This is a genomic window from Terrisporobacter muris (assembly GCF_024621905.1).
GTDB lineage: Bacteria > Bacillota > Clostridia > Peptostreptococcales > Peptostreptococcaceae > Terrisporobacter > Terrisporobacter muris.
The window spans coordinates 1-18,651 of record NZ_JANKBY010000041.1 but is presented as its reverse complement, the minus strand read 5'-3'; the positions used below and the strand labels follow the sequence as shown (position 1 = coordinate 18,651).

Sequence of the window (18,651 nt, the reverse complement as noted above, 5' to 3'; positions counted from 1 at the left end):
ATAAATAAAGGAAATAAATTTTTATACAATATTTTTCTAGTATATGAATATGTTAATAAAAATACATATTATAAGGTTGATTACTGCGGGAGATACTTATTAAATTAAGAGCCGAAGGAATAATTCAGTACTAAGCGAGTGCTAAAGATGATCTCAGGCAAAAGGACCGTAGTAGGACTTAACTCTGGAAAGCAAATAATACAACATGATAGAGCATATTGCACCGAAGGGGCAACTCTTTTAGAGGAAACTCTCAGGTTAAATACAGAGCAGAAAGCTATATAACTTTCTGCTTTTTTGTTGTAAAAATTTTGGCATATTATCTTACCTATCATCAAATACTAATAAATTAAATTTACTCAAACCAATTTATAATATCAAATACTAAATGAAATTTAGATTATAAATTTCTAAAACTTCTTAAATAACATATCGACATATGATAAATTTCAACAGATTTAAAACCAAATAAGATTTATAAGCCTTAAATGTGCTTTTAAATAATCATGTTAAACCTAGTTAAAAATTAAAAAATTTGGAGGTGATTTTTTTGAAATTAGAATTAGGATATGTAAAAATTAATGACATATGCTTTTCCGATGTTTCAAAAGTAGAAAATGGTGTTATCTATGTTAATAAGCAAGAATTAATAGACTTATTAATGGAAGATGAGAATCTTAAATCTGTTGATTTAGAGATTGCTAAACCAGGGGATAGTACACGTATAATGCCAGTCAAAGACGTTATAGAACCAAGGGTTAAGGTTGAAGGTCCTGGAGGAATATTCCCAGGTATGATGAGTAAAGTCACTACTGTGGGAAGTGGAAAAACAAATGTCCTTAAAGGTTCAGCTGTAGTTACAACAGGTAAGATAGTTGGATTCCAAGAAGGAATTATTGATATGAGCGGTGAAGGTGCAAAATATACTCCATTTTCTAAGTTAAATAACTTGGTAGTTGTTTGTGAACCTATTGATGGATTAAAACAACATAACCATGAAGCAGCCTTAAGATTTGCTGGATATAAAGCAGCAACATACTTAGGAGATTTGGCAAAAGATATTACTCCAGATGAGACAGAAGTTTATGAAACAGATTCAATAATAGAAGGATATAAGAAATATCCAGAATTACCAAGAGTAGCTTATGTGTACATGCTTCAAACTCAAGGATTATTGCATGATACTTATGTATATGGTGTAGATGCTAAGAAAACTATATCTACTTTGATTTATCCAACAGAAGTAATGGACGGAGCAATAGTAAGTGGTAACTGTGTTTCTGCATGTGATAAAAATACAACTTATCATCATTTAAACAACCCAGTTATTCATGATTTATTTGAAAAGCATGGCAAAGAACTAAACTTTGTTGGCGTAATAATAACAAATGAAAATGTTTATTTAGCTGATAAAGAAAGATCTTCTAACTGGAGTGCAAAACTAGCTGAATTCTTAGGTGTAGATGGTGTAATAATCAACGAAGAAGGATTTGGTAATCCAGATACTGATTTAATTATGAACTGTAAGAAGATAGAAGAAAAAGGAATAAAAACAGTAATAATAACTGATGAATATGCAGGTAGGGATGGAAAATCTCAATCATTAGCAGATGCAGATGCTCTTGCAAATGCAGTTGTTACAGGAGGAAACGCAAATGAATTAGTTACTCTTCCTCCAATGGATAAAGTAATAGGTTATCCAGAAGTAGCCGATGTTATAGCTGGTGGATTTGACGGTAGCTTACAACCAGATGGATCAATAGTAGCAGAACTTCAAGTTATTACAGGATCTACAAATGAAATTGGTTTTAATAAATTAAGTGCAAGATAGGTAGAAAGGGGGTTTGAAGATGATAAAAGTTGTTCAGTATATAAATCAATTTTTCGCACAAATAGGTGGAGAAGAAATGGCTCATGTTAAGCCTGAGGTGAGAAAAGGTATAGTTGGGCCAGGAGTTGCTTTTAATGCAGCGTTTAAAGAAGAAGCAGAAATAGTAGCTACAGTAATATGTGGTGACTCTTATTTTAATGAAAACTTAGAAGAAGCTAAAAAAGTAGTTTTAGATATGGTTAAGGGATATAACCCAGATGTATTTATAGCAGGCCCAGCATTTAATGCAGGGAGATATGGTGTTGCTTGCGGTACTATAGCTACTGCTGTTAAAGAAGAATTAGGAATACCTTCATTAACTGGTATGTATGTAGAAAACCCAGGTGCAGATATGTTTAAGGATAAGGTTTATATGGTTCCTACTAAAAACTCTGCAGTAGGTATGAGAGACGCTGTTAAAGTTATGGCCCCTCTTGCTCTTAAGCTTGCAAAAGGTGAAAAAATAGGTGCATCTGTTGAAGAAGGATATATGCCAAATGGTATAAGAAAGAATTTCTTTGATGCTGAAAGAGGATCTAAGAGAGCTGTAGAAATGTTAATCAAAAAATTAAAGGGCGAAGAATTCATAACTGAATATCCAATGCCTGATTTTGATAGAGTAGCTCCAAATCCAGCGATTAAAGATTTGTCTAAAGCTAAGATAGCCCTTGTTACTTCTGGAGGCATAGTTCCAAAAGGAAATCCAGATCATATAGAATCTTCAAGTGCTTCAAAATATGGTAAATATGACTTGGAAGGATTTAAAGTATTAAGTAGTCAAGATCATCAAACTGCTCATGGTGGATATGATCCAGTTTATGCTAATGATGATCCAAACAGGGTTTTACCTGTTGATGTAATGAGAGAATTTGAAGAGCAAGGTGTAATAGGAGAGCTTCATAGATATTATTATGCAACAGTAGGAAATGGAACTTCAGTTGCTAATGCAAAAGGATTTGCAGCAAAATATGCTCAGGAGTTGAAAGCTGATGGTGTTGACGCTGTAATTCTAACTAGTACGTGAGGCACTTGTACTCGTTGCGGTGCAACGATGGTAAAAGAAATAGAAAGAGCTGGAATACCAGTAGTACACATGTGTACAGTAGTACCTATTTCTTTGACAGTTGGAGCTAATAGAATAGTACCAACAATAGCAATACCTCATCCTCTTGGAAACCCAGCATTACCATTAGAAGAAGAACAAAAAATAAGAAGAAATCTTGTAACAAAAGCTTTTAAAGCATTACAAACTGAAATAGAAGATCAAACTGTATTTGAATAAAATGTAGATCAGGAGGTATTTCTAATGAGTATATTAGAAAAAAAGAAAGTCATCATAATTGGTGACAGAGATGGTATTCCTGGTCCAGCAATAGAAGAGTGTGTAAAAACTGCAGGTGGAGAGGTTGTATTCTCTTCAACTGAATGTTTTGTCTGAACTGCTGCTGGAGCAATGGACTTAGAAAATCAAAAAAGAGTAAAGGAATTTGCAGAAGAATTCGGCTGTGAAAATGTTGTAGTTTTATTAGGTGCAGCTGAAGGTGAAGCAGCAGGTCTTGCTGCTGAAACAGTTACTGCAGGTGACCCAACATATGCAGGTCCATTGACAGGAGTCCAGTTAGGACTTCAAGTATATCATGCTTGTGAGGCACAAGTAAAAGACGAATTTGACTCAGGTGTATATGATGAACAAATAGGAATGATGGAAATGGTACTTGATGTTGATGATATAGTTAATGAAATGGCTACTATTAGAGAACAATATTGTAAATACTAAAAACTTATAACTAGTTATCCTTAATATAATATGTGAAAAGTGATGAGTATGGTAAAAATAAAAACATAAAAAAACATGAAAAAACATAAAAAAACTTGTTGCTTATTATAGATAAAGTTAATTATAATCTAATTAATATAGAAAAAATCTATAAAATTAATAAAAAATTAAAATGACAGAATAATAAGATAATTATTATATTAAGGATGACTATTACGGGAGAGACTTGTAATAAGCGCCGAAGGAATAAGCCAATATAAAGCGAATGTTGGGGATACTCTCAGGCAAAAGGACCGTAGTACGACTTAACTCTGGAAAGCATGATATCTTAAGTTTTATCATTAGATATATGTGCACCGAAGGGGCAACTCTACATATTAGGGGAAAACTCTCAGGTTAAATACAGAGCAGAAAGCTAGGGTAGCTTTCTGCTATTTTTATTGCCAAAAAGAAATATTCTGGGGGGATAAATATATGATAATAACTAATAACAACAAGGTACATGAAAAATATAAAAATGATTATAAAATCTATTATAAAGAATGTTCCTTTAGAGAAATCTTACTTTATGTAAGAGACAGAGTGCATGAAGGATATGTACTTTTGACTCATCCACTATCTAGTAGCATAAAACCAAATGAAACTCCATATAAGTCAGTCTTAATATCTGATTATAAAAAATCCCTAGATTACAAATCTTTAATGATTATTGAAAATGCAATTATAACTTATGATAAATTTAAAAAAGATAAAGATTACACTATTGAATTAACAGATAGAATAATTGAAGATTTTAAAATTGTAGATTTATCAATAATTCAAAACGCTCTTTCTTAAAGATTGTGTATTTAGAAGTAAGTGCAATATATTTAGTAGAATTGATTATTCCATAGAAATACTAATATGTTTTAATAGCACTTAGAGTGCTTTTAAATAAATACCTAGCTCAAGTAATAAAATTTATGGAGGTGATTTTTTTGAAATTAGAATTAGGATATGTAAAAATTAAGGACATATGTTTTTCTGATGTTTCAAAAGTGGAAGATGGAGTTATTTATGTTAATAAGCAAGAATTAATTGACTTGTTAATGGAAGATGAAAATATTAAGTCAGTTGACTTAGAAATAGCAAAACCAGGCGATAGTACTCGTATTATGCCAGTTAAAGATGTTATAGAACCAAGAGTTAAAGTTGAAGGACAAGGTGGAATTTTCCCAGGTATGATAAACAAGGTTACAACAGTTGGCTCGGGTAAAACTAATGTACTTAAAGGTTCTGCTGTAGTTACAACAGGAAAGATAGTAGGTTTCCAAGAAGGAATAATAGATATGAGTGGTGAGGGTTCTAAATATACACCTTTCTCTCAATTAAACAACTTGGTAGTAGTTTGTGAACCAGCAGATGGTTTAAAACAACATAATCACGAAGAAGCTGTAAGATATGCTGGATATAAAGCGGCTATATACTTAGGTGAGTTAGCTAAAGATATAACTCCAGATGAAGTTGAAGTTTATGAAACAGATTCAATAATAGAAGGATACAAAAAATACCCAGAACTACCAAGAGTAGCTTATGTGTATATGCTTCAAACTCAAGGATTATTACATGATACTTATGTTTATGGAGTAGATGCTAAGAAAACGATATCTACCTTGATAAATCCAACAGAAATAATGGATGGTGCAGTAGTAAGTGGTAACTGTGTTTCTGCATGTGACAAAAACACAACTTATCATCATTTAAATAACCCAGTTATACATGATTTATTTGAAAAGCATGGTAAAGAGTTAAACTTTGTTGGGGTAATTCTAACCAATGAAAACGTTTACCTTGCTGATAAGGAAAGATCTTCTAACTGGAGTGCAAAATTAGCAGAGTTTTTAGGACTTGATGGGGTTGTTATAACTCAAGAAGGATTTGGTAACCCAGATACAGACTTAATAATGAACTGTAAAAAGATAGAGGAAAAAGGTATAAAAACAGTTATAGTTACTGATGAATATGCAGGTAGAGATGGAAAATCTCAATCATTAGCTGATGCTGATCCTCTTGCAAATGCAGTTGTTACAGGTGGAAATGCAAATATGGTAGTTACTCTTCCTCCAATGGATAAAGTAATTGGATATGCTGAGGTAGCTGATGTTATAGCTGGTGGATTTGATGGAAGTTTACAACCAGATGGTTCAATAGTTGCAGAGCTTCAAGTAATAACTGGAGCTACTAATGAACTTGGATTTAATAAATTAAGTGCTAGATAGTTGAAAGGGGGGTTGAAGATGATAAAAGTTGTTCAATATATAAATCAATTTTTCGCACAAATAGGTGGGGAAGAAATGGCTCATGTTAAACCTGAGGTTAGAGAGGGAATAGTGGGGCCAGGTGTTGCTTTCAATGCAGCATTTAAAGGAGAAGCAGAAATAGTAGCTACAGTAATATGTGGTGACTCTTACTTTAATGAAAATTTAGAAGAAGCTAAAAAAGAAGTTTTAGATATGGTTAAAAAGTATAATCCGGATGTGTTTATAGCAGGTCCAGCATTTAATGCAGGTAGATATGGTGTTGCTTGTGGAACTATAGCTACTGCTGTTAAAGAAGAGTTAGAAATACCTTCATTAACTGGTATGTACGTAGAAAATCCAGGTGCAGATATGTTCAAAAATAAAGTTTACATGGTTTCTACTAAAAATTCAGCAGTAGGAATGAGGGATGCTGTTAAAGTTATGGCTCCTCTTGCCCTTAAACTTGCAAAAGGTGAAGAAATAGGTGCATCTGTTGAAGAAGGATATATGCCTAATGGTATAAGAAAGAACTTCTTTGAAAAAGAAAGAGGATCTAAGAGAGCAGTAGAAATGTTAATTAAAAAGTTAAATGGTAAGGAGTTTACTACTGAGTATCCAATGCCTAATTTTGATAGAGTAGAGCCAAATAAAGCAGTTAAAGATATAAGTAAAGCTAAAATAGCTCTTGTTACTTCTGGTGGTATAGTTCCAAAAGGAAATCCAGATCATATAGAATCTTCAAGTGCTTCTAAATTTGGAAAATATGATATAAGTTCATTTAAGGTATTAAGTAGTGCTGATCATGAAACTGCTCATGGTGGATATGACCCAGTTTATGCAAATGAAGAGCCAGATAGAGTTTTACCAGTAGATGTACTTAGAGAATTTGAAGAGCAAGGTGTAATAGGAAGTTTACATCAATACTTCTATACAACTGTTGGTAACGGAACTGCAGTTGCAAATGCTAAGAAGTATGCTGCTGAAATAGCTAAAGAATTAGTTGCAGATGGTGTTGACGCTGTAATTCTAACTAGTACGTGAGGTACTTGTACTCGTTGCGGTGCAACGATGGTAAAAGAAATAGAAAGAGCTGGAATACCAGTAGTACACATGTGTACAGTAGTACCTATTTCTTTAACAGTTGGAGCTAATAGAATAGTACCAACAATAGCAATCCCTCATCCTCTTGGAAATCCAGCATTACCATTAGAGGAAGAACAAAAAATAAGAAGACACTTAGTTGAAAAAGCATTAAAAGCTTTACAAACTGAAGTTGAAGACCAAACTGTATTTGAATAAAAAATTTGCTTAAATTTAAGATTTTAAAATCTAAAAATTTTAATAATATGGGAGGGGATATAGTGAGTAAGCTATATGATGTCATCGTTATCGGTGGAGGCCCAGCAGGACTTTCAGCTGCATTATATGCAGGGAGGGCAAGATTAAACACTTTAGTAATTGAAAAGAAAAAAGAAGGTGGCCAAATAGCATTAACTTCTGAGGTTGAAAATTACCCAGGATGCTTAGAAGGTGAGTCTGGCCCTACTTTAATAGATAGAATGCATAAACAAGTACTTAATTTTGGAGCTGAGGTTGTTTATGATGAGATAGAATCTGTATTTTTAGAGGGTTCTATAAAACAACTAAGAGGCAAAAAAGATGTATATAAAGCTAAAACAATAATTGTAGCTACAGGAGCTTCATCAAGACCGATAGGCTGTGTAGGCGAAAAAGAATATACAGGAAAAGGTGTTTCATATTGTGCTACATGTGATGGATCTTTCTTTGAAGACCTTGATATATATGTAGTTGGTGGTGGGGATACAGCTGTAGAAGAAGCTATGTATCTTACGAAGTTTGGTAGAAGCGTAACAATAATTCATAGAAGAGATGAACTTAGAGCTGCTAAATCTATACAAGATAAGGCTTTTAAGAACGAAAAAATAAAATTCATGTGGGACTCTAAAGTTAAAGAGTTAGGTGGAGATGGAATCTTAAGCTATATGGTTGTTGAAAATGTGAAAACAGGCGAATTAACAACTATAGAAGCTGATGAAGAAGACATGACTTTTGGATTATTTGGATTTATTGGATATCTTCCAAAGACTGAATTATTCAAAGATATATTAACTCTAGAAAATGGATATATAGTTACAGATGAAGACATGAAGACAAATATTGATGGAGTATTTGCTGCAGGGGATGTTAGAGTTAAATCTTTAAGACAGGTAGTAACTGCAGTAGCAGATGGTGCTATAGCAGCTGTTCAAGCTGAGAAATATATAGAAAATTCGCCATGCTCATAACGCCAACGAGTTGTCTTTGCTTAACATCAGACAACTCCGTTGCTTAAATAAAAAAGGAGGATATAAAATGTTAGTAGTTGATAAAAATACTTTTAAGACAGAAGTTCTTGAAGGTGAAGGATATGTATTAGTAGATTTTTTTGGTGATGGTTGTGAGCCTTGTGCAGCTTTAATGCCTACAGTTGAGGCCTTAAGTGAAAAATATGGAGAGCAATTAAAGTTCACTAAATTAAATACAACTAAAGCAAGAAGACTTGCTATAAGTGAAAAAATATTAGGTTTACCAGTTATTGCTATATATAAAGATGGAGCTAAGATTGACGAAGTTATTAAAGATGATGCAACTGAAGAAAACATCGAAGCAATGATCAAAAAATACTTATAAGGTATGGCGCCAACGGTATATCTTTGCTTCACTGTAGATATATGCGTTGCTTAAAACATCTATAAAAAATGGTTTATAGTATGATGGATGTGTGACTGTAAATTAGTTATATATCTGTTATTAAAATAAAAAAATAAGGACAGGAGGTATTTCTAATGAGTATATTAGAAAATAAGAAAGTCATCATAATCGGTGACAGAGATGGTATTCCTGGTCCAGCAATAGAAGAATGTGTAAAGACAGCTGGTGGAGAGGTAGTTTTCTCTTCAACTGAATGCTTTGTCTGAACTGCTGCTGGAGCAATGGATCTAGAAAACCAAAAAAGAGTAAAAGAATTTGCTGAAGAATTTGGTTGTGAAAATGTTGTTGTTATGCTAGGTGCTGCAGAAGGTGAAGCTGCAGGACTTGCTGCAGAAACTGTAACTGCAGGTGACCCAACATATGCAGGTCCATTGACAGGAGTCCAGTTAGGACTTCAAGTATACCATGCTTGTGAGCCACAAGTAAAAGAAGAATTTGATGCTGGTGTTTATGACGAGCAAATAGGTATGATGGAAATGGTATTAGATGTTGATGATATAGTAGGCGAAATGTCATCTATAAGAGATCAATTCTGTAAATATTAAGAAAATCTATAAATATTAAAATAAATTAGCTAATCGGTAAGGATTACTTATAACTCTTATTGATTAGCTAATTTCAAAATAGGGGGAACAATATGAATAGTGTATTAAAAGCAGCAGGATACATACTTGCTCATACTCCTGATATGGTAATTCATAACGGGACTACTCAAACTACTGAGAGAGTAGTTAATCCAGATTCTGAGTATTTAAAAGTATTAAAAGATCATATAAGAACTTATGATGAAGTGGTAAAATATCCACCAAATCAAGCATATATAGGGAATATAACTCCAGATGAATTATCGAAATATGAAATGCCTTGGCATGATAAAGAAGCTCCAGACGCTAGTAAATATGGTAAGTTTGGAGAAATAATGCCACAAGAAGAGTTTATAGGATTAATGCAAATATGTGATGTATTTGATTTAGTTAAATTAGAAAAAAACTTTGCATCTTTAAGCAAGAATTTATTAAGTGAGAATAAGTTAATCTCATCTGATTTAGTTGAAAAAATTAAAGAAGGTGAAGAATTAGATACTATAATGAAATTTATAGAAGAAGAGCATGCAGAACCTTTATATAATAATGGAGAAGTAGTAGGTTGCATAAAAAATGCTCATGATGTAGACACTAACTTATCTGCACATGTATTATTTGAAAACTTAGTATCAAAAGCTTCTTGTTCATTCTCTATAATGAATATGCTTGATAAAAATAATGTTAATAAGGATGACATAGATTATGTTATAGATTGTTGTGAAGAAGCGTGTGGTGATATGAACCAAAGAGGTGGAGGAAACTTTGCCAAAGCTGCTGCTGAAATAGCAGGACTTAACAATGCAACAGGTTCAGATGTTAGAGGATTCTGCGCAGGGCCAGCTCATGCAATGGTTCATGCTGCAGCTCTTGTTAAGAGTGGAACTTTTAAAAATGTAATAGTTTGTGCTGGTGGTTCTACTGCAAAACTTGGAATGAATGGTAAAGACCATGTAAAAAAAGGTATGCCAATTCTTGAAGATATGGTTGCTGGATTTGCAGTATTAGTAAGTGAAAATGATGGTGTAAGCCCTGAAATAAGAAATGATATGGTGGGACGTCATAATGTTGGAACTGGATCTTCTCCACAAGCTGTAATAACTTCACTAGTTAGTGAACCACTTGATAAAGCAGGACTTAAAATTACTGATATAGATAAGTATTCAGCAGAAATGCAAAACCCTGATATAACTAAGCCTGCAGGCGCTGGAGATGTTCCAAATTCTAACTACAAAATGATAGGTGCTCTAGCAGTTAAAAAGGGTGATTTAGATAGAAAAGAATTACTATCATTTATAGAAAAACATGGAATGGTGGGTTGGGCTCCAACTCAAGGACATATTCCATCAGGAGTACCTTATTTAGGGTTTGCAAGAGAAGATATAATGAATGGTAAAATTAGAAATGCCATGATAGTTGGTAAAGGAAGTTTATTCCTTGGAAGAATGACAAATCTATTTGATGGTATATCTTTTGTAATAGAAGAAAACCAAGCTAAGAAAATCCAAGATTTAGAAGAAGATGAATCAGTAGATGTTAAGATACCTAAAATAGCAATAACTACTTTAGGTAGTGAGCATGGGGAAGCTAATGTAATAGAAGGTGCTCTAAAAGCTACTAAGTCAAATATTTCGGTTACAACTATAGGCAGTGAAAGTGCTGAAGGGCTAAAGCATGTTAAAACTGACTGTGAAAAAGAAGCTCATGAGTTAATGGAAGGGCTTTTAGACAGTAAAAAAGTTGATGGAGCTGTAACTATGCATTATCCATTCCCAATAGGAGTATCAACAGTAGGTAGGGTTATAACTCCTGAAAAAGGAAGAGAAATGTTCATAGCAACTACAACAGGAACTTCTTCTGCTGATAGAGTAGAAGGAATGGTTAAAAATGCTATCTATGGAATAATAACTGCAAAGGCTTGTGGAATAAAAAATCCAACTGTAGGTATAGCTAATGTAGATGGTGCTAGACAAGTGGAAATAGCACTGAAAGCTTTAAAAGAAAAAGGATATGATATAAACTTTGCACAGTCTGATAGAGCAGATGGTGGAATAGTTATGAGAGGTAACGATTTGATGACAGCATCAGCTGATGTAATGGTTACAGACTCATTAACAGGAAATTTATTAATTAAGATGTTCTCTGCTTATAATTCAGGTGGGAAATATGAATCAGTAGGTTATGGATACGGACCAGGAATAGGGAAAGATTTCAATAAATTAATAATGATTATATCAAGAGCATCAGGTGCACCAGTTATAGAAGGAGCAATTAAGTTTGCAGCTGAACTTGTAAATAATGATGTTCATAACATATCAAAAGAAGAATTTGCAAAAGTTGAAAATGCTGGATTTAATGAAGTTTTACAAGGACTAAAAAAATCTAAGCCGGAATCAACTACAACATCTGAAGAAAAAGTAGAAGCTCCAGAAAAAGAAGTTGTTACAGAGCAAATATCTGGAATAGACGTAATGGACTTGGAAGATGCAGTAGAAGTTTTATGGAAAAATAAAATATACGCTGAAAGTGGAATGGGTTGTACAGGACCAATAGTACTTGTTAGTCCTACTAATCTAGAAAAATCTAGAGCATTATTAATAGAAGCAAAATTTATAAGTGAATAAGTAGTGCAAAAAAGGAAGAAAATTTTTATTTTCTTCCTTTTTTTATAATATGAGGAAATTAATAGTGCAAGCTTTTCTTGACATTTAAATGCCTCGTTATGTGCCATTTACATCTTTATATGCGTAGTCTCTTCAAATACATCCTTAACTAAATTTAGATGACTAGTATATTCATCGACTATTACATTATCAAAAGAATGTTTTGATAGTTGGGATTTTAAGCTTTTGTTAGCATAAAAGCAAATAGTCTTCTTCATTATAAGTCTTACCATTTTTAACAGTTATTTTTACTGGTTAAATTACAAGATATATTTCAGAATCTCTTTATTTTAATCCTAATAACTGCGGAAATAGTGAAAATATCTTTCTACAAGATTTACATGTAACTTGATATAAATTAAACTTTATCTTACCTTCCAATATTTCTAACTTTCCTAATTTATGACCTATTTTGACAAAAAAACTACGTTTGTTACAGTGTGAGTATATCCAAAGAACTATTTTATTTTTTGATTTATTCCATCTAGTATCTAAAAACTTATCTAATATCTCACTTTGAATATCATTAATTGTTTTACCAATTATTTTTGCAGTAATATTTTTTTATTGATAGCCAACTACTTTTATTACATAATTGACTTTTACGTTATTTTGAAAAAAGTCAATATTTAAAAGTCAACTAAATATTATACTATCAGGAAATTTATTGATCTCAAATCTATGAGAAATTCGTGAAACTAAGTGATAACAACGAATATTAAGATGATGAATAAAATATAGAAGTTGCATTTAATCAACTTCTAATTGCTATAATGAAAAAGAATTAGATATTAGGAGTATTCTTAATAATTAAAATAAATAACATCTTTATTGTGTTATGTAAAAATTATATATAAAAAAAATACTGTATACTTCTTTGAAAACGGTTACATTTGGGGAAGTGTTGAATTATAATCTAAATATAACAATATGAAACGATGTTTCACATTGTAGAACAAAAATTATTTAAATGTATAATACAAGGTGGTGGATGTATGAAAATAGGAATTATAGGTGCAGGGGCTATGGGAAGTTTATATGGAGGAATATTATCTAAACAAAATGATGTATATCTAATAGATATATGGAAAGAACATATAGATTGTATCAATAGAGATGGATTAAAAATAGTAGAAGATAAAGTAGAGAATATAGTATATCCTAAAGCTACAACAGATTCAAAATTAGTACCACATCTTGATTTAGTTATAGTATTTGTAAAATCCATACATACTTTAAAAGCAATTCAGTCAAATCAAGATATAATATGTGACGATACTATAGTCCTGTCATTACAAAATGGGTATGGAAACACAGAAGACATAGAAACTGTAGTAAAAAGAGAAAATATAATTGTAGGAACTACTTCTCATGGAGCTACTTTACTTGGGCCTGGAAAAATTAAACATGCAGGTGTTGGTATGACATATATAGGACCATTAGATGAGAAGTCAAAGTATAAAGCAGAAAAAATAAAAAAAAATATGGAGTATTGTGGCATAGACACAGATATAAGTGAAAATATTTTAGAACTAATATGGTCAAAATTAATTATAAATATTGCAATAAATCCATTAACTGCGATTTTGAAAATAGAAAATGGAAAGTTGCTTGAATCAAGCTATAGTCTTGATTTAATAAAAGATTTGGTTGATGAAAGTGTATCTATAGCTAAAGAAATAGGAATAAATTTAGAAAAGGATGAAACATTAGAAAAAGTTAAAAATGTGGCTAGCAATACTTACAGCAATAAATCATCAATGTTACAAGATATTTTAAATAAAAGAGAAACAGAGATAGATAAGATAAATGGAGCAGTTGTAAAAGTTGGCGAAAAACTTGGAATTAGTACTCCAATTAACAGTACAATTGTCAAGCTTGTAAAATCAATAAACGATTTAAAATAGGGGGGAGTAATATTATGAAATGTGACTATGAAAAGGTATTAGAGATGTTGGATTCAGAAGGTCTTATTAATTTTACCAGGGAGTTAATACAAATTAATAGTGTATTTGATTCAGAAGATGAAGATGCAAATGAAAGCAGGGTAGCCCAATATGTATTTGATTTTTTAAAAAAAGAAGGTTTTGAAGTTTATATTGAAGATGCAGTAAAGAATAGACCAAATGTGATTGCTTTTCTAAGAGGTGAAGACTCAGGTAAGACTATATTATTTGAAGGACATACAGATGTTGTTTCTGCAGGAGATTATGAACAATGGACGTATGATCCATTTGGTGGGGAGATAGTAGAAGTAGATGGTAAAAAAAGAATTTATGGCAGAGGATCTTGCGATACTAAACAAAATTTAGCAGCTGCTGTATATGCAGTTAAAGCTATAAAAGATGCTAAGGAAAAGTTTAGTGGAAATATATTATTATGTATACCTTGTGATGAAGAAGGGTTAATGCTTGGAATAAAAAGTTTCATAAATAATGGATGGGCAGATAAAGTAGATGCAGCAGTTATTTGTGAACCAGAAGAAAAAAACTTATGTATATTCCAAAAAGGAGCTCTTAGAATTAAAATTAATTTTTATGGGAAAATGGCACATGGATGTATGCCATTATCGGGAAATTGTCCTAATTGGGCAATAGGTAAAGTTATATGCGAAGTTAGACGATTAGAAACATTTGAAAAACTAAGACTTGGTAAACATGAGTATTTAGGATATCCAAGTATGACACCTACAATGATACAAGCGCCAATAAATGGAGTTGCTCAAATAAATGTTATACCTTCAGATGCATATATAACTTTAGATATAAGGACTGTACCGGGTCAAGATCATGAAGCTATAAAACGTCAGATACAAGGAATTATAGACGAATTCACTTCTCAATTTAGAGAAGGAGATGATAAATTTACTGCAACAATGGAGGTGTTAGATGATAGACCATGGACAGAAACTTCTAAGGAAGAACCAGTTGTTAAATCTATAGCTAAAGCGTATAAAGAGGTAATGAATGCAGAGCCAATTTATAATGGAGTACCAGGAGCAACTGATGGAACATTTATTCAATGTCAAAAAGGTATACCTGTAATTGTAACAGGAGCAGGAGATAGAGAAGTACCGCATCAAGTTGACGAGTGGTGTGAAATAGACGATATTATAGAAACATCTAAAATGTATGCACTTACAGCTTTATATTATTTGAATGAAGAATATTAATATGCTAAAAAAGGAGAGTAATCCTATGGAAGATAATAAGGGTAAAAAAAATATTTTTATAGAAGATCCTAGATATAAGCAATGTAACAAGGAAGCTTGGATGGGCCTTGGTCTTGGAATTTTCAACTTAATATGGTGGTTTAGTTGGGGATATGGTTTAGGATCAAAACCAGTTTCAGAATATACTTATATTATGGGATTTCCAACATGGTTTTTTATGAGTTGTATAGTAGGTAGCATTCTTTTTTCAATTCTTACAGTTGTAATGATAAATAAATATTTTAAAAATATGTCCCTAGAAGCATTATCAGAAGAAGAAATTGAAGAATATAGAAAGGAGTATAAATAATGAACTCTATAAACTACGGTGTATTAATACCGATTTTATTATACTTTATAGTTGTATTTGGAGTTGGATTTTACTCTATGAAGTTCGTAAACAAAGCTAGAAATAGCGATGATGGTGAATTTATGGATGAGTATATGACAGGTGGAAGAGGACTTGGAGGATTTGTTTTAGCTATGACTCTTGTAACAACATATCTTAGTGCAGGAAGTTTTATAGGTGGACCTGGAACAGCATATACTCAAGGATTAGCATGGGTGTTTTTAGCAATGGCACAAATGCCGACTGGATATTTTACTTTAGCCGTTTTAGGCAAGAAGTTTGCTATAATTTCAAGAAAAATAAATGCCGTTACAATAACAGACTTTTTAAGAGAAAGATATAAGTCTGATGCAGTAGTTATATTGACATCTTTATCTATAGTAGTATTTTTTATAGCAGCTATGGCTGCTCAATGGGTAGGCGCTGCAAGACTATTACAAGGATCGGTAGGTCTTCCATACTCAGTAGCTTTAACTGCATTTGGTGTAACTGTTGTAGTTCATACAGTTATAGGAGGATTTAGGGCAGTTACTATATCAGATACAGTTCAAGGTGTAATAATGACAATTGCAACTATAGGTATATTTATAGGAGCGGTTATAGCAGGTGGCGGAGTTGAAAATATAATAACTAATATGCAAGGTATAAATGAAGGACTTATAACACCTTTTGGTGTAACTGAAGGTCATATGACAGTAGCTTGGGTAACATCATTCTGGATCTTAGTTGGTTTTGCAGTAGTAGGAATACCATCAGTATCACAAAGAGCGATGAGTTATAAAGATACGAAAAGTCTACATGATGGTTTAAAATATGGAACAATAGTTTCTGCAATATTATTATTAGGTATGCATCTAGTAGGTGCATTTGGAAGTACTCTAGTAACTGGTATAGAATCGGGGGATTTAGTTGTACCAACATTGACTACACAATTATTTCCTTCTGTTGTAGCAGGTTTATTATTAGCAGGTCCTTTAGCATCAATAATGTCTACGGTAGATTCTCAATTATTAGTGGCATCAGGTGCAATAGTAAATGATTTATATATAAATTATATAAATCCTAAAATAAAATCTAATTCAAAAAAAATAGGCAAAATTAGTATATTAGCTACAAGTGTTTTAGGTGTAATCATATATATAGTTGCTTTTAACCCACCAGATTTAATAGTTTGGTTAAACTTATATGCAAATGCAGGTATAATAGCAACTTTCTTATGGCCAATAATATTAGGACTATATTGGAAAAGAGCAAACGCACAGGGAGCATTAGCAGCAATTATATCCGGAATAGGTACTTATGTATTATTTAGTTATGTATGGCCAAGACCTTTGGGAATGCATACAATAGTGCTTCCGTTAGTTATATCATTAGTTTCATTTATAATAGTATCAAAATCAACAAAGTCACCATCAGATGAAATTCTAGAATTGTTCTGGGGAGTATATTCTAAGTAAATTATATTCAAAAATAATATATAATTATAATTAGGGGAGGAAAAGATATGAAAAAAAAAGTAAGTGTATTAGATATGAAGAAAATGAAGCAAGAAGGTAAAAAATTTACAATGGTAACAGCATATGACTATACAAGTGCATCAATAGTCGATTCATCAACAGCGGAGCTGATATTAGTAGGAGACTCTCTAGGAATGGTAATGTTGGGGTATGATTCAACAACAGGTGTGACAATTGAAGAAATGATACATCATATAAGACCAGTTGTAAAAGGAGCTCCAAATACATTTATAGTTGGAGATATGCCATTTGGATCATATAATGTTTCAGTGGAAGAAGCTATAAAAAATTCGAATAGAATAATGAAAGAAGCAGGATGTGATTGTATTAAATTGGAAGGTGGTGTAGAATTTGCAGATACAATAGAAGCAATAGTAAAAGCAGGTATACCTGTAATGGCTCACTTAGGATTAACACCTCAAACAACAGCACAACTTGGAGGATTTAAAGTTCAAGGAAAAGATTTAAAAACAGCTCAAAAATTAATAAAGGATATAAAAGCAGTTGCTAAAGCTGGAGCATTTGCAGCAGTTGTTGAATGTGTTCCATCTCAAGTTGCTAAATTAATGTCAGAATCAGTTGATATACCGATAATAGGAATTGGAGCAGGACCAGATGTTGATGCACAAGTTTTAGTTACACAAGATATGATGGGAATGTATGATAAATTTACACCTAAATTTGTAAAAAAATATTCAAATATAAGAGATATAATGATAAAAGCGTATGATGAATTTAATGAAGAAGTAAAAGAAGGAAGTTTCCCATCACCAGAGTATAGCTTTAATATAAATGTAGAGGGGATAGAATAGATAGCTTGATGGAAGAAGAAAATAGATATTTAATAAAATCATTAATGAAATCCTTTGAAGTATTAGAATTAGTTGTTAAAAATGAAAGAATGAGTTTAAAAGAAATTAATGATATAACTAATTTAGGTAAAAGTACTATTCATAGGATTTTAGCAACATTCAAAGAAATGAATTATATAGATCAAAGTAAAGAAGACAATACTTATTATGCAACTATAAAAATATTCGAACTAGGAAATAGTGTTACAGATAAAATGCCCATAAAAAAAATTGCAAAACCTTATTTGCAAAGGCTCTATGATGAATGTAATGAAACAGTAAATTTAGCAGTAGTAACTGGTGATAATATTATATACTTGGATAAGATAATGACAAAAGAACCATTGAGAATTGATTTAGAAGTAGGAAAAAAAGTACCTATATACTGTAGCTCGTTGGGAAAGGCTATACTAGCATATAGTAATAGAAGGGATTTTACAAGTATAAATTTCGAGAAGTTTACTGAAAAAACTATTGTAGGAAGTGAAGAGTTAATTAAAGAGTTAGAGGATATAAAATTAAATGGATATGCATTTGATGATGAAGAATATATAGAATATTTATCTTGCTTAGCTGTACCTATAAAAAGTAAAGATGGATCTGCAATAGCAAGCATAAGTATTGCTACACCAACTATCAGATTAAATGATGAGAGAAAAGAACAGTTTATAAAATATTTAAAATACTATGCTAGCTGCATAGAAGGGGAGTTAGCAAGAAGTTATATATTATAAGTTAAATAAAAAGAAGTTATATTTAATATGACTTCTTTTTATTTTTT

Annotated in this window: 16 protein-coding genes and 2 riboswitches; all 16 genes read left to right on the top strand. The window is 31.9% G+C overall.

Features of this window, described 5'->3' with window-relative positions; all coding sequences use genetic code 11:
* Positions 1-76 precede the first annotated feature (76 nt).
* Positions 77-179: riboswitch (glycine riboswitch) on the top strand.
* 371 nt (positions 180-550) lie between these two features.
* Entirely contained in the window at positions 551-1,831 is a 1,281-nt protein-coding gene (locus NSA58_RS05400) for a glycine/sarcosine/betaine reductase component B subunit (RefSeq protein ID WP_039679768.1), read from the top strand.
* Between the two features lie 13 nt (positions 1,832-1,844).
* Entirely contained in the window at positions 1,845-3,152 is a 1,308-nt protein-coding gene (grdB, locus tag NSA58_RS05395; protein ID WP_257560232.1) for a glycine reductase complex selenoprotein B, read from the top strand.
* A 24-nt stretch (positions 3,153-3,176) separates the two neighbouring features.
* The gene (gene grdA / locus NSA58_RS05390) at positions 3,177-3,647 is read left to right on the top strand and encodes a glycine/sarcosine/betaine reductase complex selenoprotein A (protein ID WP_079764866.1); all 471 of its coding nucleotides are present in this window, start codon (positions 3,177-3,179) and stop codon (positions 3,645-3,647) included.
* Between the two features lie 206 nt (positions 3,648-3,853).
* Positions 3,854-3,953, top strand: a riboswitch (glycine riboswitch).
* A gap of 168 nt (positions 3,954-4,121) precedes the next feature.
* The gene (locus NSA58_RS05385) at positions 4,122-4,484 is read left to right on the top strand and encodes a GrdX family protein (RefSeq protein WP_074078839.1); all 363 of its coding nucleotides are present in this window, start codon (positions 4,122-4,124) and stop codon (positions 4,482-4,484) included.
* Positions 4,485-4,624: 140 nt separating this feature from the next.
* On the top strand, positions 4,625-5,905 hold the full coding sequence (locus NSA58_RS05380) for a glycine/sarcosine/betaine reductase component B subunit (RefSeq protein ID WP_257560231.1): 1,281 nt from the start codon (positions 4,625-4,627) through the stop codon (positions 5,903-5,905).
* 18 nt (positions 5,906-5,923) lie between these two features.
* On the top strand, positions 5,924-7,225 hold the full coding sequence (gene grdB, locus NSA58_RS05375; protein ID WP_079764867.1) for a glycine reductase complex selenoprotein B: 1,302 nt from the start codon (positions 5,924-5,926) through the stop codon (positions 7,223-7,225).
* 62 nt (positions 7,226-7,287) lie between these two features.
* On the top strand, positions 7,288-8,232 hold the full coding sequence (gene trxB, locus NSA58_RS05370) for a thioredoxin-disulfide reductase (protein WP_039679760.1): 945 nt from the start codon (positions 7,288-7,290) through the stop codon (positions 8,230-8,232).
* A 67-nt stretch (positions 8,233-8,299) separates the two neighbouring features.
* The gene (gene trxA / locus NSA58_RS05365) at positions 8,300-8,617 is read left to right on the top strand and encodes a thioredoxin TrxA (protein WP_039679759.1); all 318 of its coding nucleotides are present in this window, start codon (positions 8,300-8,302) and stop codon (positions 8,615-8,617) included.
* Between the two features lie 155 nt (positions 8,618-8,772).
* The gene (gene grdA / locus NSA58_RS05360) at positions 8,773-9,243 is read left to right on the top strand and encodes a glycine/sarcosine/betaine reductase complex selenoprotein A (RefSeq protein WP_079764868.1); all 471 of its coding nucleotides are present in this window, start codon (positions 8,773-8,775) and stop codon (positions 9,241-9,243) included.
* A 92-nt stretch (positions 9,244-9,335) separates the two neighbouring features.
* Positions 9,336-11,903 (top strand): glycine/sarcosine/betaine reductase complex component C subunit beta, encoded by a 2,568-nt coding sequence (gene grdC / locus NSA58_RS05355; protein ID WP_039679756.1) that lies wholly within the window; start codon positions 9,336-9,338, stop codon positions 11,901-11,903.
* A 1,034-nt stretch (positions 11,904-12,937) separates the two neighbouring features.
* Positions 12,938-13,849 carry a ketopantoate reductase family protein gene (locus tag NSA58_RS05350; RefSeq protein WP_039679755.1) on the top strand — a complete coding sequence of 304 codons (912 nt, stop codon included), beginning with the start codon at positions 12,938-12,940 and terminating at the stop codon, positions 13,847-13,849.
* 14 nt (positions 13,850-13,863) lie between these two features.
* The gene (locus tag NSA58_RS05345) at positions 13,864-15,114 is read left to right on the top strand and encodes a M20 family metallopeptidase (RefSeq protein WP_039679754.1); all 1,251 of its coding nucleotides are present in this window, start codon (positions 13,864-13,866) and stop codon (positions 15,112-15,114) included.
* A 25-nt stretch (positions 15,115-15,139) separates the two neighbouring features.
* Positions 15,140-15,463: a YhdT family protein gene (locus NSA58_RS05340; protein WP_052232985.1), complete on the top strand. Its 324-nt coding sequence runs from the start codon at positions 15,140-15,142 to the stop codon at positions 15,461-15,463.
* A complete protein-coding gene (gene panF, locus NSA58_RS05335) occupies positions 15,463-16,959 on the top strand; it encodes a sodium/pantothenate symporter (protein WP_074078840.1) in 1,497 nt (498 codons plus the stop codon). Before NSA58_RS05340 ends, panF begins: the two co-directional genes overlap by 1 nt.
* A 47-nt stretch (positions 16,960-17,006) precedes the next feature.
* Positions 17,007-17,831: a 3-methyl-2-oxobutanoate hydroxymethyltransferase gene (panB, locus tag NSA58_RS05330; RefSeq protein ID WP_074078841.1), complete on the top strand. Its 825-nt coding sequence runs from the start codon at positions 17,007-17,009 to the stop codon at positions 17,829-17,831.
* Positions 17,832-17,839: 8 nt separating this feature from the next.
* Positions 17,840-18,604, top strand: a complete 765-nt coding sequence (locus NSA58_RS05325; RefSeq protein ID WP_039679750.1) for an IclR family transcriptional regulator — start codon at positions 17,840-17,842, stop codon at positions 18,602-18,604.
* Positions 18,605-18,651 lie beyond the last annotated feature (47 nt).